At 39.5% G+C, this 22,481-nt stretch carries 23 protein-coding genes; 3 read left to right on the top strand and 20 right to left on the bottom strand.

Going from position 1 to position 22,481, the window contains the following annotated elements:
• The first annotated feature begins 213 nt into the window (after positions 1-213).
• The gene (xerS, locus tag D8848_RS09505; protein ID WP_125443581.1) at positions 214-1,284 is read left to right on the top strand and encodes a tyrosine recombinase XerS; all 1,071 of its coding nucleotides are present in this window, start codon (positions 214-216) and stop codon (positions 1,282-1,284) included.
• A gap of 73 nt (positions 1,285-1,357) precedes the next feature.
• Here the strand turns inward: xerS and D8848_RS09500 are convergent, their stop codons facing one another.
• From D8848_RS09500 to dhaK, 17 genes are all read right to left on the bottom strand, one after another.
• Positions 1,358-2,347, bottom strand: coding sequence for a lipoate--protein ligase (locus D8848_RS09500; protein ID WP_060628382.1), 990 nt, complete (start codon positions 2,345-2,347; stop codon positions 1,358-1,360).
• Between the two features lie 59 nt (positions 2,348-2,406).
• Positions 2,407-4,110 carry a dihydrolipoyl dehydrogenase gene (gene lpdA / locus D8848_RS09495; RefSeq protein ID WP_125443580.1) on the bottom strand — a complete coding sequence of 568 codons (1,704 nt, stop codon included), beginning with the start codon at positions 4,108-4,110 and terminating at the stop codon, positions 2,407-2,409.
• 46 nt (positions 4,111-4,156) lie between these two features.
• Entirely contained in the window at positions 4,157-5,200 is a 1,044-nt protein-coding gene (locus D8848_RS09490) for a dihydrolipoamide acetyltransferase (RefSeq protein WP_033685023.1), read from the bottom strand.
• 526 nt (positions 5,201-5,726) lie between these two features.
• Positions 5,727-6,716, bottom strand: a complete 990-nt coding sequence (locus D8848_RS09485) for an alpha-ketoacid dehydrogenase subunit beta (RefSeq protein ID WP_125443578.1) — start codon at positions 6,714-6,716, stop codon at positions 5,727-5,729.
• Positions 6,717-6,731: 15 nt separating this feature from the next.
• Positions 6,732-7,700, bottom strand: coding sequence for a thiamine pyrophosphate-dependent dehydrogenase E1 component subunit alpha (locus D8848_RS09480; RefSeq protein WP_125443576.1), 969 nt, complete (start codon positions 7,698-7,700; stop codon positions 6,732-6,734).
• A 142-nt stretch (positions 7,701-7,842) separates the two neighbouring features.
• Positions 7,843-9,213: a sodium-coupled multidrug efflux MATE transporter PdrM gene (gene pdrM, locus D8848_RS09475; RefSeq protein ID WP_023948179.1), complete on the bottom strand. Its 1,371-nt coding sequence runs from the start codon at positions 9,211-9,213 to the stop codon at positions 7,843-7,845.
• A 40-nt stretch (positions 9,214-9,253) separates the two neighbouring features.
• Positions 9,254-10,522, bottom strand: a complete 1,269-nt coding sequence (locus tag D8848_RS09470) for a dihydroorotase (protein ID WP_125443575.1) — start codon at positions 10,520-10,522, stop codon at positions 9,254-9,256.
• Positions 10,523-10,534: 12 nt separating this feature from the next.
• On the bottom strand, positions 10,535-10,999 hold the full coding sequence (locus D8848_RS09465; protein WP_001135768.1) for an NUDIX hydrolase: 465 nt from the start codon (positions 10,997-10,999) through the stop codon (positions 10,535-10,537).
• A 9-nt stretch (positions 11,000-11,008) separates the two neighbouring features.
• On the bottom strand, positions 11,009-11,662 hold the full coding sequence (locus D8848_RS09460) for a uracil-DNA glycosylase (RefSeq protein ID WP_125443573.1): 654 nt from the start codon (positions 11,660-11,662) through the stop codon (positions 11,009-11,011).
• 11 nt (positions 11,663-11,673) lie between these two features.
• A complete protein-coding gene (locus D8848_RS09455) occupies positions 11,674-12,429 on the bottom strand; it encodes a DUF4336 domain-containing protein (protein ID WP_000945850.1) in 756 nt (251 codons plus the stop codon).
• A gap of 64 nt (positions 12,430-12,493) precedes the next feature.
• Positions 12,494-13,186, bottom strand: coding sequence for a pyrimidine 5'-nucleotidase PynA (pynA, locus tag D8848_RS09450; RefSeq protein WP_000120621.1), 693 nt, complete (start codon positions 13,184-13,186; stop codon positions 12,494-12,496).
• A 124-nt stretch (positions 13,187-13,310) separates the two neighbouring features.
• Positions 13,311-13,529 carry a hypothetical protein gene (locus tag D8848_RS10990; protein WP_045612552.1) on the bottom strand — a complete coding sequence of 73 codons (219 nt, stop codon included), beginning with the start codon at positions 13,527-13,529 and terminating at the stop codon, positions 13,311-13,313.
• A gap of 59 nt (positions 13,530-13,588) precedes the next feature.
• A complete protein-coding gene (locus D8848_RS10985; protein WP_033628842.1) occupies positions 13,589-13,801 on the bottom strand; it encodes a hypothetical protein in 213 nt (70 codons plus the stop codon).
• Positions 13,802-14,310: 509 nt separating this feature from the next.
• On the bottom strand, positions 14,311-15,042 hold the full coding sequence (locus D8848_RS09430; RefSeq protein ID WP_045611541.1) for a hypothetical protein: 732 nt from the start codon (positions 15,040-15,042) through the stop codon (positions 14,311-14,313).
• Between the two features lie 750 nt (positions 15,043-15,792).
• Positions 15,793-16,167 (bottom strand): dihydroxyacetone kinase phosphoryl donor subunit DhaM, encoded by a 375-nt coding sequence (dhaM, locus tag D8848_RS09420; protein ID WP_045611539.1) that lies wholly within the window; start codon positions 16,165-16,167, stop codon positions 15,793-15,795.
• A complete protein-coding gene (dhaL, locus tag D8848_RS09415; protein ID WP_045611538.1) occupies positions 16,167-16,742 on the bottom strand; it encodes a dihydroxyacetone kinase subunit DhaL in 576 nt (191 codons plus the stop codon). The genes dhaM and dhaL overlap by 1 nt, the downstream gene beginning before the upstream one ends.
• Positions 16,743-16,763: 21 nt before the next feature.
• Complete coding sequence (gene dhaK, locus D8848_RS09410; protein ID WP_045611537.1) at positions 16,764-17,753, bottom strand: dihydroxyacetone kinase subunit DhaK; 990 nt, start codon at positions 17,751-17,753, stop codon at positions 16,764-16,766.
• A gap of 153 nt (positions 17,754-17,906) precedes the next feature.
• Between dhaK and dhaS the strand changes: the two genes are divergently transcribed.
• Positions 17,907-18,437 carry a dihydroxyacetone kinase transcriptional activator DhaS gene (gene dhaS, locus D8848_RS09405; protein WP_045611536.1) on the top strand — a complete coding sequence of 177 codons (531 nt, stop codon included), beginning with the start codon at positions 17,907-17,909 and terminating at the stop codon, positions 18,435-18,437.
• The gene (dhaQ, locus tag D8848_RS09400; RefSeq protein WP_125443572.1) at positions 18,434-19,423 is read left to right on the top strand and encodes a DhaKLM operon coactivator DhaQ; all 990 of its coding nucleotides are present in this window, start codon (positions 18,434-18,436) and stop codon (positions 19,421-19,423) included. The genes dhaS and dhaQ overlap by 4 nt, the downstream gene beginning before the upstream one ends.
• A gap of 97 nt (positions 19,424-19,520) precedes the next feature.
• On the opposite strand, the gene D8848_RS09395 is transcribed toward dhaQ, so the two are convergent.
• The 3 genes from D8848_RS09395 to ptsP all read right to left on the bottom strand — a co-directional run bounded on the left by D8848_RS09395 (position 19,521) and on the right by ptsP (position 22,480).
• Positions 19,521-20,060, bottom strand: coding sequence for a ClbS/DfsB family four-helix bundle protein (locus D8848_RS09395; protein ID WP_125443570.1), 540 nt, complete (start codon positions 20,058-20,060; stop codon positions 19,521-19,523).
• Between the two features lie 58 nt (positions 20,061-20,118).
• Positions 20,119-20,613 (bottom strand): YkgJ family cysteine cluster protein, encoded by a 495-nt coding sequence (locus D8848_RS09390; protein WP_000031481.1) that lies wholly within the window; start codon positions 20,611-20,613, stop codon positions 20,119-20,121.
• A gap of 133 nt (positions 20,614-20,746) precedes the next feature.
• A complete protein-coding gene (ptsP, locus tag D8848_RS09385; protein WP_125443568.1) occupies positions 20,747-22,480 on the bottom strand; it encodes a phosphoenolpyruvate--protein phosphotransferase in 1,734 nt (577 codons plus the stop codon).
• Position 22,481 lies beyond the last annotated feature (1 nt).

Below are 22,481 nucleotides of genomic sequence, written 5' to 3'. Positions count from 1 at the left end.
TCTGGTTTAGTATTTGGAAACTAGAAAAAGCACTAGATAATGATTCACAATAATACAACTCCAAAGATTTAGATCTGTTTTGTTTGTAGGTCTAAGTCTTTTTATCACTTTTAAAAAAATTCCTATAACATCTTTCCGAAAAACTATAATTTTCTTGAAAAATAAATAAGTATATGCTATACTACTAGTAGACTTACTTTATGGAGAAAATACATGAAACGTGAGATTTTACTGGAACGAATCGACAAACTAAAACAAATCATGCCCTGGTATGTTCTTGAATACTACCAATCTAAGCTTGCTGTCCCTTACAGTTTTACAACCTTGTACGAATACCTCAAGGAATACGATCGATTTTTCAGCTGGGTTTTGGAGTCTGGTATTTCAAACACTGATAAAATGTCTGATATTCCTTTATCTGTCTTGGAAAATATGTCTAAGAAAGACATGGAATCCTTTATCCTTTACCTACGTGAACGTCCTTTGCTGAATGCTAATACAACCAAGCAAGGAGTTTCTCAGACAACTATCAATCGGACTTTGTCAGCACTTTCTAGTCTTTATAAGTATTTGACTGAGGAAGTTGAAAACGATCAGGGAGAGCCTTATTTTTATCGTAATGTAATGAAGAAAGTTTCAACAAAGAAAAAGAAAGAAACGCTTGCTTCCAGAGCTGAAAACATCAAGCAAAAACTCTTTTTAGGTGATGAAACAGAAGGTTTTCTAACTTATATTGACCAAGAGTATCCACAACAACTTTCAAATCGCGCCCTATCTTCATTTAATAAAAATAAAGAACGTGATTTGGCCATCATTGCCCTTCTCTTAGCGTCTGGTGTCCGCTTATCTGAAGCTGTTAATCTGGATCTAAGAGATCTCAATCTGAAAATGATGGTTATCGATGTCACTAGAAAAGGGGGCAAACGTGACTCGGTCAATGTTGCTGCCTTTGCAAAACCTTATCTAGAGAATTATCTAGCCATTCGTAATCAACGCTATAAGACAGAAAAAACAGATACAGCCCTTTTTTTGACACTCTATAGAGGTGTTCCTAATCGTATCGATGCTTCCAGTGTGGAAAAGATGGTTGCTAAGTACTCTGAGGACTTCAAAGTCCGTGTAACACCCCATAAACTACGCCATACCCTAGCAACCAGACTCTATGATGCTACTAAATCGCAAGTTTTGGTCAGTCACCAGCTAGGACATGCCAGCACACAAGTCACTGACCTCTATACCCATATCGTTAATGATGAACAAAAGAATGCTCTAGATAGTTTATAAAATACATAAAATAAATTATGTAATATATGACTTTTAAAAAAGAAGCTGGTCCTACAACCAACTTCTTTTTGATTTATCCTACTACCGCTTCAGCTATTTCTTCACGGCTAATACCAGCGAAGTAGCGTGTGATATCAATGGTTTCTAGCGCTTTGAGGACATCTTCGCGTTCGTATTTCACCCCACGAAGGACATCTTCTACTGCAGCAACGTCTTCGATACCAAAGAAGTCACCATAAATCTTGATGTCTTGGATTTTTGATTCAGTAACGTTAGCAAAGACTTCCACCTTACCACTAGTGAATTTTGTTCCACGACGGACGTTAAATTCAGGTGATTTACCGTAGTTCCAGTCCCAAGTTCCAAACTTAGTATCTTTGATACGGTTAATTTCAGCTAATTCTTCCTCAGAAAAAACGTATTCTGTCATCTCTGGATACTCTTTTTTCATGTATTCCAAGAGTAAGTCACGGAATTCTTCGACTGTGATTTTTTCTGGTAATTCATTGATAATATTGGTCACACGAGCACGAACCGATTTCACACCTTTTGATTCAAATTTATCCTTTGAAACCTTGAGGGCATTAGCAAGGACTGACAAATCAACGTCAAAGAGCAAGCAACCGTGGTGCATGATACGGCCATTGATATAGGCTTGGGCATTGCCACAGAATTTCTTGCCATCAATCTCAAGGTCATTACGACCTGTGAATTCAGCTTTAACCCCAAGTTGAGCCAAAGTATTGATAACTGGAGTTGAGAAGCTCTTAAAGTCAAAAGCCTTGTTTTCATCTTCTTTTGAGATGATCGTGTAGTTGAGGTTATTTAAATCGTGGTAAACAGCTCCACCACCACTGATACGTCGAACTACCTCAATACCATTTTCCCGAACATAATCACGGTTGATTTCTTCGATGGTGTTCTGGTGACGACCAACAATGATAGATGGCTTGTTAATCCAAAGTAGGAAGATTTGATCCTCATCCAAAAGGTGTTTAAAGGCATATTCTTCCAAGGCAATATTAAAGGCAGTGTCGTTTGAATGATTGATAATATATTTCATGATATCCCTTTATACGATAGAGACTGGAAAGATATTTTCCAGTCTATTCTATCTTTCTTTTATTTTTTCTTAGGTGAATGGATGGCCATTCCTAAAACATCTGCAAATGCTTCGTACATCACTTCAGAGTAGGTTGGGTGTCCGTGGATGGTCTTCAGCATTTCTTCAACAGTAATTTCCATTTCGATAATGCTTGATGCCTCGTTAATCAATTCTGCAGCTGCAGGACCGATAATATGAACACCAAGGATTTCTCCGTATTTCTTATCAGCGATGACTTTTACGAAACCTTGAGCTGCATCTGATGCAATGGCACGACCGTTAGCAGCAAAGTTGAATTTACCGATAGCAACATCGTATTTCTCACGGGCTTGTTCTTCTGTCAAACCTACTGCTGCTACTTCAGGAAGAGTGTAGATAGCTGCTGGAGTCAAGTTCAACTTAGCAACTGCATGATTTCCTTTAAGGGCGTTTTCAGCAGCAACTTCACCCATACGGAAGGCAGCGTGAGCCAACATCTTAGTACCGTTGATGTCACCTGGTGCGTAGATACCTGAAACAGAAGTTTCCATGTATTCGTTGACCTTGATGCGACCACGATCCAATTCAAACTCAACCTCTCCAATACCTTCAAGGTCTGGCACACGACCGATTGAAAGGAGAGCTTTGCTTGCGATGATATCGTCTTTTCCTTCAACCTTGATACGAAGTTGACCATTTTCCTCGATGATTTCTTGCAGTTTAGTACCAGTCAAGATGGTCATTCCTTTACGCTCAAGGATCAAGCGAAGGTTCTTAGACACTTCTGCATCCATAGCTGGCACGATACGGTCCATCATTTCGATAACAGTTACTTTTGAACCAAATGTCATGAAGGCCTGACCAAGTTCGATACCGACAACACCACCACCGATGATAACAAGGCTTTCTGGAACTTCGTTCATTTCAAGAATGTCGTCACTAGTCATCACAAGTGGAGATTCCATACCAGGAACGTTGATTTTGCTGACTTTTGAACCACCAGCAAGTATGATTTTCTTGGTTTCAAGCAATTCAGAACCATTTACCAAGACATTCTTATCTTTAGTAATAGTACCAATTCCCTTATGAACAGTAACTCCGTAGCTACGAAGAAGTCCTGCAACACCACCAACAAGAGTATTAACAACTTTAGATTTAGTTTCTAAAAGTTTTTCCATATCAACAGTGAAGTTAGGATTTTCAATCACGATACCACGGTTTGCTGCGTGACCGATGTTTTCGATGATTTCAGCGTTGTGAAGGTATGTTTTAGTTGGGATACATCCACGGTTCAAGCAGGTTCCGCCGAGTTCAGATTTCTCAACAAGGGCAACCTTACCACCGAGTTGGGCAGCTTTAATGGCTGCAACATAACCAGCAGGACCTCCACCAATCACAACGATATCAAAAGCATCATCGCTCTTACCATCATCGTTTGAGGCACTTGCTGCAGGTGCTGGGCTAGCTTCTGGCGCTGCGGCTCCAGCTGTTGGGATATTTTCCCCTTCTTCGCCAAGGTAACCGATAACTTCCGTTACAGGGACAGTTTCACCATCTCCTTTGAGGATAGCAATCAAGTAACCGTCTTCTTCGGCTTCCAATTCCATGCTGACTTTATCAGTCATGATTTCCAAAAGGATTTCTCCTTCTTTTACAAATTCTCCGACTTTTTTATTCCATTGGACGATTTGTCCTTCTGTCATATCCACGCCGGCTTTTGGCATAATTACTTCTAAGGCCATGTCTTCCTTCCTTTATCTATATCTTTAAAAATGACTACTCTTGTTCTTAAATCAACATTGAGATGGGATTTTCAATCAATTCTTTCAAGTCTTTCATAAACTTGGCTCCAGCCATGCCATCTACGACACGGTGGTCAATGGTTAATCCTAGGCTCATGATAGGGCGAATCACAATCTCACCATTGACAACAACTGGTTTCTCAATTGTCGAACTGACACCAAGGATAGCTGAGTTTGGTTGGTTGATGATAGGACCAAAGGACTGAACGCCAAACATTCCCAAGTTACTGATTGTAAATGTTGAATTTTGCAATTCACTTGGAGCCAATTTACCATCCAAGGTACGGCCAATGACGTCTTTGAATGCAACAACCAGCTCTGAAAGACTCATCTTCTCAGCATTGTAAACAACTGGTGTCATCAATCCATTATCCATCCCAACTGCCATCGCAAGGTTGACATAGTTGTGAGTGATAATAGTCTTGCCGTCTTCTGTCAATGAAGCGTTAATGTATGGGTGTTTCATAAGAGTCTTAACAACTGCAAGTGAAAGAAGGTCTGTTACAGTAGTCTTCTTTCCAGTTGCTTCCATGATTGGTTCAAGCACCTTCTTACGAAGAGCCAGCATTTCAGTCATATCAACCTCATAGTTGAGTGTGAAGGTTGGCGCAGTTAGGTAAGATTCAACCATACGTTGGGCAATAACCTTACGCATTGGTGTCATTGGGATACGCTCAATTTCACCATAAGGAGTGATATTATCAGGAACCTCTTCCACTTTTTCAATCTGAGCAGGAGATTTGATAGTGTCGTTTTCGATATTTTCAGGAAGCAAGGCCAAAACATCCTTCTTCATGATTTTACCACGATGACCCGTTCCTTGGATTTCCTGCCAAGCAATATTATGTTCGAGGGCAATTCGTTTTGCAAGTGGCGAAATGCGAACCACGTTTGTGTCTTTATAAGTTTCCACGTCTTCTTTGTGGACACGACCGTTTGCACCTGAGCCAGAAACGTCGTAGAGGTTGATCCCTAAATCATCCGCTAACTTTCTAGCTGCAGGAGTCGCTCTTAGCTTGTCATCAGCCATGACCTCTCCAATTCTATACTAAGATATTAAGGACGCAGAGGGCGATGAAAAAATAGGAGATTGACGATGTGTTCGATGAACACAAGGAAATCTATCTTTTTTTCGCAGACCTCCGTCCGAATTCAATTAAATGATACAAAGGGCGTAAAAAGTCAAAGTGAAAATAGTAAACTTGACGAAAAAACTTTAGTTTCTAGGAAAGTTTATCTTTTTCACACAGACTTTAGCCCGTGTTCAACTCTACAAGTAACTTGGACACGGAACGTGTCTCAAGTTACTACGGTTGCCGCTATTAGGCGGTCAACCTTATAGACTTACTAATTCATTCGTCGAATATTATCGATTCGACTCCCGCCTGTCGCAACTCTTCAAATCACTTGGATACGAAATATATCTCAAGTTGTTACGGTTGCCGCTATCAATCGGTAACCCCTGTAGACTTACTAAGTCGTTCGTCGAATATTATCGAACCGACTCTTCTTGTGACAGGATATGATTTTTACATAATTTATCTTATGTAATCCTATTATTTGTTATAAGTTTTTCGGATTGCATCTTTGATGCTTTCAACTGTTGGAATCATTGCATTTTCTAGGTTCTGCGCGTAAGGCATCGGAACATCTTCTCCTGCGCAACGGCGGATTGGTGCATCTAGATAGTCAAATGCTTCTGATTCTGAAATGATAGCTGAAATCTCTCCGATATAGCCACTTGTTTTGTGAGCATCGTTGACCAGAACAACTTTACCAGTCTTCTTCACTGAGTTAATGATGATATCCTTATCAAGCGGAACGAGGGTACGTGGGTCAACAATTTCAACTGAAATCCCTTCTTCGGCCAATTCCTCAGCAGCTTGAACCACACGGCGAAGCATTTTTCCATAAGTAACAACTGTTACATCCGTTCCTTCGCGTTTAATTTCGCCAACTCCAAGTGGGATCGTGTAGTCTGGATCAATTGGCACTTCCCCTTTTTGGTTAAATTCTGACTTATACTCAAGAATGATAACAGGGTTATTATCACGGATAGAAGACTTGAGCAGTCCTTTCATGTCTGCAGGTGTACCTGGAGCTACAACCTTAAGTCCAGGAATGTGAGTAAACCAAGACTCTAGAGATTGCGAGTGCTGGGCTGCAGAACCAACTCCGTTACCAGCTGCACAGCGGACAGTCATTGGAACCTGACCTTTACCACCAAACATGTAACGAGTTTTAGCCGCTTGGTTGACGATATTGTCCATGGCAATAACCGAGAAATCCATGAAGGTCATATCGACGATTGGACGTAGTCCTGTCATGGCTGCTCCTGCTGCTGCTCCTGAGATGGCAGCTTCAGAAATCGGACAGTCACGGACACGTTCTGGACCAAATTCTTCAAGCATTCCAACAGAAGTACCGAAGTCTCCTCCGAAGACACCGACGTCTTCTCCCATCAAGAATACATTTTTATCGCGACGCATTTCCTCAGACATAGCAAGGATAATGGTGTCACGGAAGGACATTGTTTTTGTTTCCATTTTATCTCTTTCTCCTTAGTCTGCGTAAATATCTTCAAAGGCTGATTCAAGTGGTGGGAATGGACTTTCCTCTGCAAATTTAACAGAAGCTTCTACTGCTTCCTTTACTTGCGCTTGGATTTCTTCCAATTCTTCGGCACTTGCAATGTTATTTTCAATAAGGTAGTTGCGGAGGTTTTCGATTGGATCCTTTTGTTTCCACAATTCCACTTCTTCACGTGTACGATATTTACCAGGGTCCGATGATGAGTGGCCAAGCCAGCGATAAGTTACACTTTCAATCAAGACTGGACCATTGCCACTGCGAACATGATCTACAGCTTTCTTAAATCCTTCATAGACGTCGATGACATTGTTACCGTCTTCGATGAACATTCCAGGAATTCCATACGCAGCACTACGTTGATGGATATGCTCTACATTGGTCATTTTCTTGATATCCGCAGAGATACCGTAACCGTTGTTAATGCAATAGAAAATGACTGGCAGGTTCCAGATAGAAGCCATGTTCACTGCTTCGTGGAAAACACCTTCATTGGTCGCACCATCTCCAAAGAAGCAGACAACAATTTTTCCGGTATTTTGCATTTGCTGACTGAGGGCTGCACCAACAGCGATCCCCATACCACCACCTACGATACCATTGGCACCAAGGTTACCAGCATCAAGGTCCGCTATATGCATAGATCCACCTTTACCTTTACAGGTTCCAGTGTATTTGCCAAGGATTTCAGCCATCATTCCGTTGAGGTCAATTCCTTTGGCAATAGCTTGTCCGTGACCACGGTGGTTTGATGTGATCAAATCGTCTGGGTTGAGAGCCAACATAGCACCCACGTTAGCTGCCTCTTCTCCAACAGAAAAGTGCGTCATTCCTGGCACTTTCCCTTTCTTTACTAATTGCGCAATTTTTAAGTCCATACGACGGATTTCTTCCATCTTACGGAACATCTCTAGCAAAAGATTTTTATCTAAAATTGACATCTTCTTGCCTTTCTAACTTTCTTCTTACCTTACTATTTTACCGTTTTTGGCAAATACTGTCAAAGTTTTTCTAAAGAAAATTTCACAAATTAAAAAAGAAAACCCCATAGGAATAAGGGATTTTCTTATCAAGAATATTTTTTCACAAACTTTGTATCGTTTGTTTTGCTAAAGATTCAAATCTCTTCATAATCACAGTTAAACGCCAACGGTAGAGAACCCCACTCACAATTAGACTAATAATCAAGCCGATCCAGTAAGAATAAGCTCCAAAATCTGTTAGAGAGTCGAATACCATAGCTACTGGGAGTGTCACCCCCCAGTAACCAACCAAACCAAGGTAAAAAGGAATAACGGTATCCTTATACCCCCGTAAAATTCCCTGAAGCGGTGCCGCAAAGGTATCTGCTAATTGGAAGAAAAGACTATAAGTCAAAAAGCGCGCTGTCAAATCAATAAATTCTGGGTCGTTACCATAAAGACTAGCCACATTTCCCCTAAAGATATAAAGGAAGGATAAGGTGAAGGCCGCAAAAATGAGGGCAGTCCATCTTCCTAGACCAATATAGGTTTTAGCATCATCAAATCGCTTGGCTCCCACTTCATAGGAAACGACAATAGCCATAGCCGATGAGATACTCATAGGAAAGGCGTACATAAGACTTGAAAAGTTCATAGCTGACTGATGACTAGCGATAATCAAGGAAGAAAACTTAGCCATAATCAAGCCAACCACAGAAAAGATAGCTACTTCCGCGAAGACAGTTCCTCCAATAGGCAGACCTAAGCGAACTCCTTCCTTGATTTTATCCATATTAAGCGGAATGCGTTTCTCAAAATGCAAGGCTTTGAGCTTCTCCTGTTTAAATAAGACCAGAACAGAAATCCCAAGCAAGACCCAGTAGGCCAAGGAAGTACCTAAACCAGCACCAGCACCTCCCAGTTCTGGAACACCAAAGGCACCGTAAATCAAGAGATAGTTAAATCCGCTATTGAGAGGGAGTAACAAAAGCATGAGGTACATGGACAGTTTGGTCAAGCCCAGCGAATCCAGCAAGGAACGAATGACACTAAAGAGCAACAAGGGGATAATCCCGATAGATAAAAACCAGAGATAGCGAACCGCTACTGCTGCCACCGGTGCTTCTAGTCCAATATGATTCAAGATTGGTGGTGCCAAGAAAAGCACCATCCCCAGCAAGACCACAGATAGACCCAAGGCCAAATAGATGAACTGGTAAAAATCGGATGCAACTTCTTCCTTTTTCCCTCGACCAAGATGGTGACCAATGATGGGCACCAAGGCCGATACAATCCCTGTTAGAAATGTAAAGAAAGGATTCCAGATACTGGTTGCCATAGACACACCAGCCAAGTCCATGGTATTGTATTGACCTGTCATAGTCGTATCAACAAAGGAAGCAGAATAATTGGCAAATTGATAAATCAGGATAGGAAAAAATATCTTTAAAAATAAGATAAACTTGTCTTTGAAATGATGGGTTTGGTACATATAGGCTCTCTATTCTTTTTGTTTACAGAGCAGACTCCCCCTAGTTTTGATAGACGATTTGTCCCTTACAGATGGTATATTTAACCTGCCCTTTTAAGGTTTCACCGATGAATGGTGAATTAGCTGCTTTCGAAGCAAAATGGGAGTCCACAAGGCGGTCAGCCTTAGCATCAAAAATAGTAATATCCGCTGGACCATTCTCAGCCAAGTAACCTGCTTCAAAGTTATAAAGCTTGGCTGGGTTATAGGTCATCTTTTCGAGTAATTCCATCAGGCTTAACTCACCAGCTTCTACCAAATAGGTCAAGCCGAGAGAAAGAGATGTTTCCAAACCTGTCATACCAGATGGCGCTTTGGTAATATCCTCAACATTTTTTTCATCTGCATGATGAGGCGCGTGGTCTGTCGCAATAACTGTAATGACACCTGACTTGAGACCTTCAATCACGGCAAGACGGTCTGATTCCAAGCGAAGCGGTGGATTCATCTTAGCATTGCTACCTTGTGTCAAAAGGAGCGCTTCGGTCTTAGAAAAATGCTGTGGCGCTACTTCTGCTGTGACTTGCGCACCCAAACCTTGAGCAAACTCAACTACTTTAACACTTTCTTCCTTAGACAAATGCTGGATATGGACATGAGCCTTGGTCGCATAGGCAATCATGACATCACGCGCCATCATAGCATACTCAGCCACCCCAGTTGCACCACAGATATGGAAATGTTCTTTAGCAATATTTTCGTTAAAGCCAAGAATACCATTCAAACCTGGATCTTCCTCATGAAGACTAATAAAGGTATTAAGCTTTTTAGCTTCCTCCATGGCTTCCTTGACAATTTTACTGCTCTCAAGCGGAATACCGTCATCAGAAAAACCAACAGCTCCAGCTTCTAAGAGTGCTTTAAAGTCAGTCAAATCTTGACCATTAAAATTCTTAGTAATGGTCGCAACCGTCTTAACATTAATCTTCTCTTTGGCAGCTGACTGGAGAACTTCTTGCAAAGTCTCCACGTCTGAAATGGTTGGACTAGTATTAGCCATCATGACAACAGTTGTAAAACCACCTGCAGCGGCTGCTAGGGCACCAGTATGAATATCTTCCTTGTGGGTCTGACCAGGTTCACGGAAATGAACATGAATATCGACCAAACCAGGAGCAACCACAAGACCACTAGCATCTAAGATTGCTGCTCCTTCTTCCGTGATCTCAGACGCAATTTTGACAATTTTCCCATCTTGGACTAAAACATCACACACTTGATCCAAACCAGTCTTAGGATCCATTACACGACCATTTTTGATTAGTAGCATCTGCTTTCTCCTTTATTCATAGAAATCGACTTGGGTATCCAACAATTTATCCCCATCATAAACAAACTTGGCTGAAAAGAAGGGTTTATCCTCTAAAAGCCACTCAACAAAGGTATGGTCACCTTCCCAAGTCGGCTTGCTCAAAACCTCATCATAGGGAACCCATTCTAAGGTTCCTTCATTGCAGTCAATCAAGTCGCCCTCAAACTCCGTCACCTTAAAAACATAGGTATACCAGTCTAAATCAGGTGTAAATTCAGGAAAAGTGATGACACCTTTTAGAACTGGCTTGGCTTTGAGCCCTGTTTCTTCAAGGATTTCACGCGCCGCGCATTCCTGAGGGGTCTCACCTCTCTCTAGCTTACCACCCACACCAATCCATTTCCCTTCATGGACATCATTTGGCTTCTTATTACGATGGAGCATGAGCAGTTCCTTCCCGTTATCAATGTAGCAAATCGTCGCTAACTGAGGCATATTTTCTCCTTATCTAAGCCAATCAATTGGCTCTTGTCCTGTCTCTTTTAAGAATGCATTGGTCTTGGAAAAAGGCTTAGAACCCCAAAATCCTCTGTAAACTGACAAAGGACTGGGATGGGCTGATTCGATAATCAAGTGATGAGGATTGGTAACTAAGGCCTTCTTCTTACGTGCATAAGCTCCCCAGAGTACAAAAACGACTGGTCTATCTAGATGATTGACCACCTGAATCACAGCATCCGTAAAAGGCTCCCATATCTGACCAGCATGACCATTGGCCTGTCCAGCAGGAACCGTCAAACAGGCATTAAGAAGCAAGACTCCTTGCTCAGCCCAAGCTGTCAAATCATGAGATTTCTTAACCCCGATATCATCTGACAATTCTTTCAAGATATTTTGCAAGGATGGCGGAGCTGGGATAGAGTCAGGTACAGAAAAACTCAAACCCTGCGCTTGACCTGGCCCGTGATAGGGATCTTGCCCTAGAATCACCACCTTAACTTCTTCAAGCGGTGTTGTCAAGAGAGCTTGAAAAACCTTTTCCTTGGGCGGATAAACAGTACCCTGAGCATAGACCTGCTCCATAAACTGATTGATTTTCCCGAAATAACCCACAGGTAATTGCGCCTTAATCAAAGCATGCCAAGACGAGTGTTGCATCTTTCCCTCCTTTATCTTATCCATCTAAAAGCACGTCTTAATTCATCCGTACCATTTTTAAAAAAGCATAAACCATGTGCAAGTATAATCTTATCCGGTTTCCAGTTTAACATACGGGAAAAGGAAACCTTTGCTTCCCTTTGTCTTCCTAAAAAAGTCATCCGATAATCAATAGGAGTTTGACCATCAGGGGCTGTTACACGAGCTAAACGATAGAATTTTCTGCGGATTGGACTAGCTATCTTTTCAGGTTCAAAATTCTCTATAAGGTCTGTTACAATGAGTGTTTTAGTTGATTTATGATAAAACACGACCTCTTCGATGACAGAACTTCCCTTAAAAATAAGCTGATCAATCTCATCAGACCATAGGTCAGGAGCCTTATCTGTTAAGGCAGCATCAAATTCCACCTTGACATTCTGACTTTTCGCTCTTTCTTCAACTCCTGGACTAGACCATGCTTGCGCATGAGGATATCTTTTTCTCCAATCTGCAATATAGGCGTAGTGAATCTTATTTGGTGAAATCAGGTAAGCGACTCTGCCCAAAGCGTCCAGTTCAGTAAAGAGTTTCTCGTTTGGCGCAATAGGAGAATGAAGCCAAAGTTTGCCATCATTTAACTTAATCACCGTCATGCGTGTCTGAAAAGGAAGTTTGAAGATCTTCATATCCATTTGAATCAAATCACCATCCACTATCCAGATATTTTGATCAACTTCCTTTAGTGTATACAATGGTTCATAAAGAGAAAGTTCTGGCCTTAACATCGTTAACTATTCCTTCGTTTTTACTGCCTCTATTATAGCAAAAAGTGGCTTTCTAAACCACTTTTTACAGTTTATCTAAATAATCCAGCAAGTCTTGGTAAGAATGGACTTCGTAAGTCGGCTGGGCTTGTGTGGGATTTTCGAGGTAATGAGGATTATACCAAATCGTGTCAATCCCCGCGTTATTGCCACCTTGAATGTCGGCGGTTAGAGAATCTCCAACCATCAGCGTCTTTTCTTTGCTAAAGCCAGCAATCTGCTGACCGATTTTTTCATAAAATAGAGCATCAGGTTTTTGTGTTTGCAGCTGTTCAGAGATAAAGACTTGATTGAAATATGGTGCCAGACCCGATTGAGCCAAACGTCCTGTCTGAATGGCAGTAATGCCATTTGTCGCAGCGTACAGCTCATAATCACGCTCGATGAGGCTATCTAAAAGTTCATGAGCACCTGAAAAAGTTTGCCCCTGTTGGGCAAGGTAAAATTGGTAACGCTGGGCTAGAAAACTACCGTCTTTTTCCTGTCCAAAATGAGCAAATAAACGAGAAAAGCGCGTGTTAACCAGCTCTTGTTTACTAATTTTCTTTTGCTCCAAGTCCTTCCAGAGAGACTTGTTCATAGGAACATAATAGTCTTTATAGGCCTGAATATCTGCAACCCCTTCTTCTTTTAGGAGTTGCGTCAAAGCCACATCCTCAGCAGCATCAAAATCAAGCAAGGTGTGGTCGAGGTCGAAGAGTAGAAATTTGTAGGACAATTTGAGGTTTTCCTTTCTAGGATAAATAACTTTCACTTCATTCGGTTGTTTAATGTAAAAACTTAAAAGTGGTATAGTATCATAAAGAATAATCGTTCCAATTGATTAACTAATCCATACTATTCTAGTCAAGTTTATTTTTATTATAGAAAAATCTTCTATAAATTCGAGCAATAGTTAAAATACAAACAAATATAATTCCCAAAATAGATAACACTATTTTCACAAAATTCATTTCAGAGCCTATTACATAGATATGAAAAAGAGGGGCTAGTCCTACACATAGAGACAATAGATAATTACTAAATCTTATCTCACCAATTCCTGCAAAAAAATGTTTCATTTTAAATATCCCCATTTTACCTTTCATCTTTATAATCCACTAACAAGCTACTAACAACTCTATTGACTTCTCTTTTTTTTGAAAAATCTTGACAGCAAATTTACTCCACTTAATGCCACTAAAACTTCAATGGGCAAAAAATAGTAATCCCATATCAAATGAGAAATCAGCAATGTTAGAAATAGTATACAGTCAATATAACTATTCTGAAAATACTCTGTAATTACATAATACAGATATACCACAACCATCAAAATTAAAACAACCATCATAATACTATTATCCTGTCCTTCTCACTAACGCTATTTCCAAAATTTAATTTTTTTATGACTTAGTAACGTAATTCCAATTAGCAATACACCTAATATAAATAAAAGTATTTCCCAAAATTTATTCTCAGTTTTAATAAAAGGTATAAGATACATACTAACCAATAGGGAACTTACTCCTAAAAGAGCAAAGACCACTCTGACTTTATCACTTAGTTTAAACATATTTAATTCCCCATAAAATAAGCAGTAGCTACGTTTACTGTAACATTCCCCGTCTTTATGTAGAGATAATCTCCCATCAAGACACCTCATCTCTTCTTACTCAATAGCAGCATAATTATTTGGTGATACGAGTTTCATAAGATTTCTCCTCTTTAACGTTGCATGGTTAGGATAGTTCTCCAATAAGTAATCGTCGACTGCGTTTAAAGCACTTTGTTACCTAGATAAGATATCCTTTCTCTACCTGATTTGATTTTAAAGAGAAATAAGATTTAACCATATCTATCTCATTTCTTATTTTTAAATAGTTCATACTCTTTTTCTCTGATAAAGGGAAGTGAGAAATTAGAAAAAATTAGTAGAATTGAAAACAGATATTCGTCTTTTTGTATCACTAAAACATAACCTAAAAATATATAGACAATCAAATCTAGTACAAAAAGAGAAAATATCCTCCTTTTCATTACTTTACTTGTCTTAAAAATTCCGTTTAATAGAACCTTTATCGTAGTATCTACACAAATTTTTATCAAAAAGATAAGAGTCAATACACGATTATCAACTGTACCATGAAGAATAAATGGAAATATAGTTAATATAAAACTAGAAATCTCTAAATATTTTATCCAAGGAGATTGAGACATCTTACTTTTAAACTGACTGATTTTCCTATACTCACTAGCTAATCTAGTATCAAAATCTTTACCAATTTTATTAAAGATTAAAAACTCCAGGATAAAATTACTTATTAATACGATATAAGTAGAAACGTTTCCTGGGAAAAATTTATTGATTAAAATTGGAAAACTCATTAACAGGATCGAGTTTATAGCCAAACAAATAGATACTATTTTATTCTTCACAGAGTATATAGGTAGCGATACTATTGAATAGAGAAACGCTAAAAAAATAAGCACGAAATACTCTGTGCTGCTAATTAGCGGCGCCCTTAATGATAAAAATAGATAGGCACCCCACACGATGATATGCGCTTTACGAATTGACTCTAGATTACTCATCTACCTACTCCTAATATTTAAAGGGAATCCATTTTTAGTTTACATTCTCTTTCAAACAAGTCATAAGCATTTTATGATATTTCCTTCTTCTACATTAGGTAAAGTTGAAATACATTTTTTGCAAGTGAAAATATTATTATTATTTGAAACCCCCAAATATCTATCCCTTTTCTAGACCTAAACCAAGTCAGATTAAAGATACAAATATAATGATAAGGCTTTCTTTTACTTTAGACTACCATAAAACAAGGAATCTTTCAACAAAATTCATTGGCAAACTACTATTCTAGAAGATTGACAGCTCAAATCTTTCAGAATAGAACAATCCTAACTATCGAATATCCTAACTTCATAAATATCCATGTAATTCTAGACTTAGAATTCCTATAAATTAAATGTTTTCGCACTCTTCTAAGTAATTGATTGCCTTAAATTTTAATTTTTGAAGGATTCTAAAGCTAGAATAGTCCCATCACAATCAGTTTTGAATTATTATACTCAATGAAAATCAAAGAGCAAACTAGGAAACTAGCCGCAGGCTGTACTTGAGTACGGCAAGGCGACGTTGACGTGGTTTGAATTTGATTTTCGAAGAGTATTAACAATTTAGAAACGCTATGATTCCACTCCTTTTACATTAAAAAGGAACTGCCCAAAGCAATCCCTTTCTGATTTTGAAATTATTTACTTAAAATTTGATAGTTGAGATAATCAATAGCCCACCTATAAAAAGAGTTATAGTAAGATTCCTTATTTATTGATTTCAAGCTCCGCCAACTGTGTTTGAATAACTGACAGTTCTGCACCAGCCTGAAGAAGAGCTGCTGCAGTATAGGCACCTTCTACAATTGGAACCCTATTGATCATGATACTTTTATCACTGAAATCAGCCACCATTTCTAAGTTCATTTTAGCAGAACCTAGGTCAAAAAAAGCTAATAAAGTATCTGCTGGATTTTCGGAAACAACCCTATCTACTTGATCAAAACTCGTTCCAATTCCTCCATCTTCGGTTCCTCCTACATAAGTAATCGGAACATCTTTAGCTACTTCACTAATCAGTTCAACAACACCTTGTGCAATGTGTTTGGAATGTGAAACGATAACAAGACCAATACTTCCCATTAAACCACCCCAGTTTCTAAAAGAGAAGTAAAGAGTAATCCTGATGAGAATGATCCAGGATCAATATGTCCAAGAGAACGTTCTCCTACATAAGATGCCCTTCCTTTAGTTGCAAGTAAATCTTTGGTAGCATTCACTACCTGATCAATAACCTCTTGAGTCAATTGACCAGCAGACAAGGCAGCAATAACAGGAGTCCAAACATCAACCATTGTCTTTTCTCCAACTTCTGCTTTCCCACGTTTGACAATCATATCCAAACCGCTTTGTAAGATTTCCTCTATTTTCGAATTAGAATCAGCCTTGGCCATGCCCATAAAAGCAGAGCCATACAAGGGACCAGAAGCACCGCCTACCTTACTCAGTAGTTGCATTGAGACAAGCTTAAACACATCACTGCTGGTCTCAAATTGCTTTCCTTCTAAGTTTTCCATAACTGCAGCCATGCCACGCGCCATATTTCCACCGTGGTCTCCATCTCCTATAGGGGTGTCTAGCTCACTAAGGTAATCTTTCTGTTCTTGAACCTTTTCATTAAAAAGCTTCATCCATTCAAGAGCTTGTTCAGCATTCATTTGACATTTCCTCCTTGAGTTTTACCAAGCTGGTGTAGCAACAGGCGCATTTAGAGCATCCAACCACTCATCATCTGCCAATCGAATCAATGTTAATGACAAACCAGCCATATCAATTGAGGTCATATAGTTTCCAATTTTCTTAAATGCCAACTCAACACCTTTTTCATGGAGTAATTTAGCCACATCATTTGCAAATACGTATTGCTCCATAAGAGGAGTGCTTCCTAAACCATTGATGAGAAGACCATAGCGTTCACCAGCCTTAAGCTGGAAACCTTCAGATAGTTTTTCAACCAATTCTGAGGCCAATTGTGCTGAAGGTTGCATTTTCTCTTTTTTATATCCTGGCTCACCGTGGATACCAACTCCATATTCAAATTCATCATCTTCTAGAACAAAACCTGGTTTCCCAACTTCTGGAACAGTAGCGCCAGATAGAGCTAAGCCAATTGTTTTAATTTCTAAGACAAGCTTATCGGCCAAGTCCTTCATTTCAGACAATGATTTACCAGAACGAGCTGCATCACCCAAAATTTTATGGACTAAAATAGTACCTGCAACACCTCGACGCCCTTGGGTATAGAGACTATTTTCAACAGCAATATCATCATCAACCACAACACTTGCTACATCAATACCTTCCATTTCAGCAAGTTCTTGTGCAATTTCAAAGTTCATAATGTCACCAGAATAGTTCTTGATGACCATGAAAACTCCAGCACCTTCATCAGCCGCCTTAATGGCTTCTAAAATTTGGTCCGGAGTAGGTGAAGTGAAGACTGCTCCACAAATGGCAGCAGACAACATTCCATCTCCTACAAATCCAGCATGACTTGGTTCATGTCCTGAACCTCCACCTGAAATGAGTCCAACTTTTCCTGTCTTTTCTGCCTTTCTAACAATGACATCAAAACCATCTAAGCGTTCTACCAAGTCATCATGCATGAATGACAATCCCTGCAACATTTCATCAACAACTTGTGTCGGTTCATTTATAATTTTTTTCATGAGAAACTCCTTTCGGCATCTACCTTTGTTTTCGCTTTCATTATATATTTTTTATCGCTGGATGATAAGGGACAGATTCTATTATTTGTCCCCTTTTAAACCCGTTTAAAACATTTTTTTGGTAAAATGAAGTAAGTAAAAGAAAGGTTTCCTATGGCATCATCATTTATTACAAAAAAACGGATTGCCAAGGCATTTAGAGACCTATTAGCTACTAGAGAATTTGATAAAATCTCTATTGTAGATATCATGGAATCAGCTGGCATTCGTAGACAGACCTTTTATAATCACTTTCTTGACAAATATGAACTGCTAGACTGGATATTTGAAAATGACTTAACCGAGTATATCACCAATAACTTGGACTTCATTTCAGGCCAAAAACTATTACAAGAATTATTTCTTTATTTCGAACAAGAGCGTGACTTTTATATTCAACTTTTTGATATTCAAGGGCAAAATAACTTCTATGACCACTTTATCAGCTACTGTCGCTTGCTTGTATCAAAAATTTTAAGAGAATACGGTCAGATTGATATCGATTCATCTGCTTATACTTGTTTTTTGTTAGACTATCATTCACATGCTCTAGCAGAAATCGTGAAGGCTTACGTCAATAAAAAAAGTCCAGTTCCACAACCAGACTTTCTAATCATGACAATTATTGGAAAGAGACCACAATGACATTTATTTCAAATCATAAACAGAAAATTATTTCAAGTTACATTTCGGCAACTGTCAGCAGTCATACTGAATTAGAAAAACACCCTACCTTACCACTAGTCTATCAAAAAAATCGCAATCCTCATCAGGTTCCAATATTGTCGGGTGGAGGTTCCGGTCACGAACCTGCGCATATTGGATATGTGGGAGAAGGAATGCTTACCGCTGCTATCTATGGCCAATTATTTACTCCACCTACAAGAACTGAAATCTTAGAGTCCATTCGTTTTTTAAACAATGGTCACGGTGTCTTCATCATTGTAAAAAATTTCGAAGCAGACATCAAAGAATTTAGCTCAGCCATTAACACTGCTAGAAAAGAAGGAATTAAGGTCGGCTATAGTCTAGCACACGACGATATTTCTATTGAACCTCACAATAGATTTCAAATTAGAGGAAGAGGGCTTGCAGGGACAATCTTACTTCATAAAATCCTAGGATTTGCATCTCAAAATGGTGCCGACATAGAACAACTAACCGATTTAGGTCATCAGCTTGCTCCCGAAATCGCAACAATTGGCTTTGCAACGAAATCGGCTAGCCTCCCCCAATCCACCCTTCCACTATTTAACTTGGAAGAAGGAAATATTTCTTATGGTATTGGGATACATGGCGAAGAGGGCTATCGTATCGTCCCATTCCAATCATCGGAAATCCTTGCAAATGAAATTATAAGTAAATTAAGATTGCACTATCATTGGAAAAAGGGTGATCAATTTATATTGCTTGTAAATAATCTAGGCACTACCAGCAACTTAGAAATGGGCATATTTATCAATGATCTCCTTCAACTCTTAGAAATTGAAGGAGTCACTATTACCTTTATAAAATCAGGAACATTTATGACCAGTCTAGATATGGCAGGTATATCCGTAACTCTTTGCCCCGTAAAAAATAAACAGTGGTTAGAAGCGCTCAATGCTCCAACGACAGCTTTTGCATGGTAATTTGCTTGTATAACTCAAAAGGGCTACATCACTTGATAGCCCTTTGCTTTTATCTTACGTTTAAAAGAACTCATTCTTTCTATTTCAAATAGGCCATCTATCCCTTACAATTCTTCCGATGAGCTTTGAGTTTTTTTAAAGCCCAATCATAATGACTGGAGTTGCTACTGACAAAGTAGGAACCTAGACTTGTTCCACCGGTCCACTTATAGACACCTTTGGTAAAGAGTTCGTCATTGCTAAAAACTTCTATCAACTCTAAAACCTTCCTATGTGATTGTTCTAGGAGTCTAGTCGCTTCTTCTAAGGAGGTTTTCTGGTGCTTCTTCCAAAAAGCGACATTCATTTCTCCATAAGTTTTCCAATTATAAGATTCAGGGAGAAAAGGTCTTTCGTGACCTTCTTGATTTGAATGTACCCAAGTCAAAAGTAACTGCTGCCATTCATAAAGATGGATCAAAACATCCCGTAGATTTTTATCCCTTTTCCAGTGAGCTTCTTTTTTCTTTGGGTCTCTTGAAAAATCAAATGGAGTCTGTAGCTCATCTTCACTTAGTTGGGATATGAAACGATTGATCTTTTCATAGTTTTCCTTAGAGGCCAGCATTAGCTCCTCTTTTGTTCTCGGTCTAGGCACAGGATTACTCCCTTCATATTACTAGTTATTATTTAGAGATTTTTTATCCTTTAAATCTCTATAACTTATCCTTTAATTTCTCAACAAAGAGATAGGCTGCTGGACAGGTCAAAGTATTCTTAATCGTCAAATGGTTGATTTGATGGATCTTTTTGCGATCTGTATGGGGGAACTCTCGACAGGCCTTTGGACGAACGTCATAGATGGAACAGAGATTATCTCCTCCTAGAAAGGGACAAGGCATGGATTTAAAAACCTTATCACCATCTTCATCTACCTGCAGAAACTCCGCTTCAAAAGCTGGTAATTTCATCTTAAAGTACTTAGCAATACGAGTGATATCTGCTTCCTTGAAGTCAGGTCCCAATGTCTTGCAACAGTTGGCACAGGCAGTGCAATCAATTTCCTCAAAGACTTCTTGGTGAATCTGCTGGGCTATCTTATCAAGATTTTTTGGTGGTTTTTTCTTTAGATTGGCTAAAACTTTACGGTGTTCCTTCTGCTTTTGCAAGGCTAGCTGGTGGTAGTACTCAATATCAATTTCTTTAGACATGGTTTCTCTCTTATTCTAATTACTTTCCACTATTATACCATGCCTCTGAACCATTGAAAAGTGGAGTTTATTAGACTATACTTTCCCAAAATGCGTCAAAAAACCTTGCAACTAGGTTACAAGGTTAATCACATTAATCGAAGTTAACGTATTCTTTTTGAAGTTCAAGAACTTCTTCCATTGTTGAACACTCTGTAAGGGCACGATTAGCGTACTCTTCCATCTTAGCAGTGTCCAATTTCTTCATCAAGCTACGTGTACGAAGGACCGATGTTGCTGACATAGAGAACTCATCCAAGCCCATTCCGACAAGAAGTGGAACAGCTTTTTGGTCACCAGCCATCTCACCACACATACCAGCCCATTTACCTTCAGCGTGAGCTGCCTTGATAACGTTGTTGATCAAGCGAAGGATTGATGGGTTATATGGTTGGTAAAGGTATGAAACTTGCTCGTTCATACGGTCTGCTGCCATTGTGTATTGGATCAAGTCGTTTGTACCAATTGAGAAGAAGTCAACTTCTTTAGCAAATTGGTCTGCAAGCATCGCTGCTGCAGGGATTTCAATCATGATACCAACTTGGATATCATCCGCAACTGCAACTCCTTCAGCAAGAAGGTTTGCTTTTTCTTCATCAAAGACTGCTTTAGCTGCACGGAATTCTTTCAATAGGGCAACCATTGGGAACATGATACGCAATTGACCATGAACAGAAGCACGAAGAAGAGCGCGGATCTGTGTGCGGAACATAGCATCTCCAGTTTCAGAAATAGAGATACGAAGGGCACGGAATCCAAGGAATGGGTTCATTTCGTGTGGCATATCGAAGTAAGGAAGTTCCTTATCTCCGCCGATATCCATTGTACGAACGACAACTGGTTTACCATTCATTCCTTCAAGAACAGCTTTGTATGCTTCATACTGCTCATCTTCTGTTGGGAAGTCTTGAGAATCCATGTACAAGAACTCTGTACGGTAAAGTCCAACAGCTTCTGCACCGTTGTTGTTAACACCTTCAACGTCTTTTGGAGTACCGATGTTAGCTGCCAACTCGAAGTGTTTACCGTCAGCAGTCACTGTTTGAGCATCTTTCAAAAGTGCCCATTCAGCTTTTTGTTTAGCATAAGTTTCACCAGCTGCTTTAAATTCTGCCGCTTGTTCATCTGTTGGGTTGATAATCACTTCACCAGTAATTCCGTTAACGGCAAGGATATCGCCGTCTTTCACTACTTCAGTGATGTTATTTGTTCCCAATACAGCTGCAATTTCAAGTGTACGTGCCATGATAGCTGAGTGGCTTGTACGTCCACCGATGTTTGTTACAAAAGCTTTTACAAAGTTTTTGTCCAATTGAGCTGTATCAGATGGTGTCAAGTCATGTGCAATTACGATTACTTCTTCATTGATAGAAGCTGGATTTGGCAATTTTTTACCAAGAAGGTTTGCCAATACACGTTTTGTCACGTCGCGGATATCCGCTGCACGTTCTTGCATATATGGGTTGTCTTCCATGCCTTCAAAGATAGTGATGAACATGTCAGTCACTTCTTTAAGACCTGCCTCAGCATTGACTTTCTTAGCACGGATTGTTTCTTTAATCTGACCAATCAATTCTGGGTCAGCAAGAACCATCAAATGAGCGTCAAAAACTTGAGCCGCTTCTTCACCAAGCGTACCTACAGCTTTCTCGCGGATAAGAGAAAGCTCGTTTTGAGAAGCTTCAAGAGCAACATCCAAACGAGCCTCTTCTGCGTTTGTATCTTCGACTGAAACAGTATCGAATGACAAATCCGGTTGAACGAGTAGATATGCTTTTGCAACGGCAACACCGTCAGATGCTGCGATTCCTTTAAGCATTTCTGTCATC

The organism is Streptococcus mitis (genome assembly GCF_003942775.1).
In the GTDB taxonomy this organism is placed as follows: domain Bacteria; phylum Bacillota; class Bacilli; order Lactobacillales; family Streptococcaceae; genus Streptococcus; species Streptococcus mitis_CN.
This window is presented reverse-complemented; position numbering and strand designations above follow the sequence as displayed.

Coding starts and splice junctions, on each gene's coding strand:
- xerS (WP_125443581.1), top strand. CDS start 214: ATGAAACGTGAGATTTTACTGGAACGAATCGACAAACTAAAACAAATC.
- D8848_RS09500 (WP_060628382.1), bottom strand. CDS start 2,347: ATGAAATATATTATCAATCATTCAAACGACACTGCCTTTAATATTGCC.
- lpdA (WP_125443580.1), bottom strand. CDS start 4,110: ATGGCCTTAGAAGTAATTATGCCAAAAGCCGGCGTGGATATGACAGAA.
- D8848_RS09490 (WP_033685023.1), bottom strand. CDS start 5,200: ATGGCTGATGACAAGCTAAGAGCGACTCCTGCAGCTAGAAAGTTAGCG.
- D8848_RS09485 (WP_125443578.1), bottom strand. CDS start 6,716: ATGGAAACAAAAACAATGTCCTTCCGTGACACCATTATCCTTGCTATG.
- D8848_RS09480 (WP_125443576.1), bottom strand. CDS start 7,700: ATGTCAATTTTAGATAAAAATCTTTTGCTAGAGATGTTCCGTAAGATG.
- pdrM (WP_023948179.1), bottom strand. CDS start 9,213: ATGTACCAAACCCATCATTTCAAAGACAAGTTTATCTTATTTTTAAAG.
- D8848_RS09470 (WP_125443575.1), bottom strand. CDS start 10,522: ATGCTACTAATCAAAAATGGTCGTGTAATGGATCCTAAGACTGGTTTG.
- D8848_RS09465 (WP_001135768.1), bottom strand. CDS start 10,999: ATGCCTCAGTTAGCGACGATTTGCTACATTGATAACGGGAAGGAACTG.
- D8848_RS09460 (WP_125443573.1), bottom strand. CDS start 11,662: ATGCAACACTCGTCTTGGCATGCTTTGATTAAGGCGCAATTACCTGTG.
- D8848_RS09455 (WP_000945850.1), bottom strand. CDS start 12,429: ATGTTAAGGCCAGAACTTTCTCTTTATGAACCATTGTATACACTAAAG.
- D8848_RS10990 (WP_045612552.1), bottom strand. CDS start 13,529: ATGAAACATTTTTTTGCAGGAATTGGTGAGATAAGATTTAGTAATTAT.
- D8848_RS10985 (WP_033628842.1), bottom strand. CDS start 13,801: ATGATGGTTGTTTTAATTTTGATGGTTGTGGTATATCTGTATTATGTA.
- D8848_RS09430 (WP_045611541.1), bottom strand. CDS start 15,042: ATGAGTAATCTAGAGTCAATTCGTAAAGCGCATATCATCGTGTGGGGT.
- dhaM (WP_045611539.1), bottom strand. CDS start 16,167: ATGGGAAGTATTGGTCTTGTTATCGTTTCACATTCCAAACACATTGCA.
- dhaL (WP_045611538.1), bottom strand. CDS start 16,742: ATGAATGCTGAACAAGCTCTTGAATGGATGAAGCTTTTTAATGAAAAG.
- dhaK (WP_045611537.1), bottom strand. CDS start 17,753: ATGAAAAAAATTATAAATGAACCGACACAAGTTGTTGATGAAATGTTG.
- dhaS (WP_045611536.1), top strand. CDS start 17,907: ATGGCATCATCATTTATTACAAAAAAACGGATTGCCAAGGCATTTAGA.
- dhaQ (WP_125443572.1), top strand. CDS start 18,434: ATGACATTTATTTCAAATCATAAACAGAAAATTATTTCAAGTTACATT.
- D8848_RS09390 (WP_000031481.1), bottom strand. CDS start 20,613: ATGTCTAAAGAAATTGATATTGAGTACTACCACCAGCTAGCCTTGCAA.
- ptsP (WP_125443568.1), bottom strand. CDS start 22,480: ATGACAGAAATGCTTAAAGGAATCGCAGCATCTGACGGTGTTGCCGTT.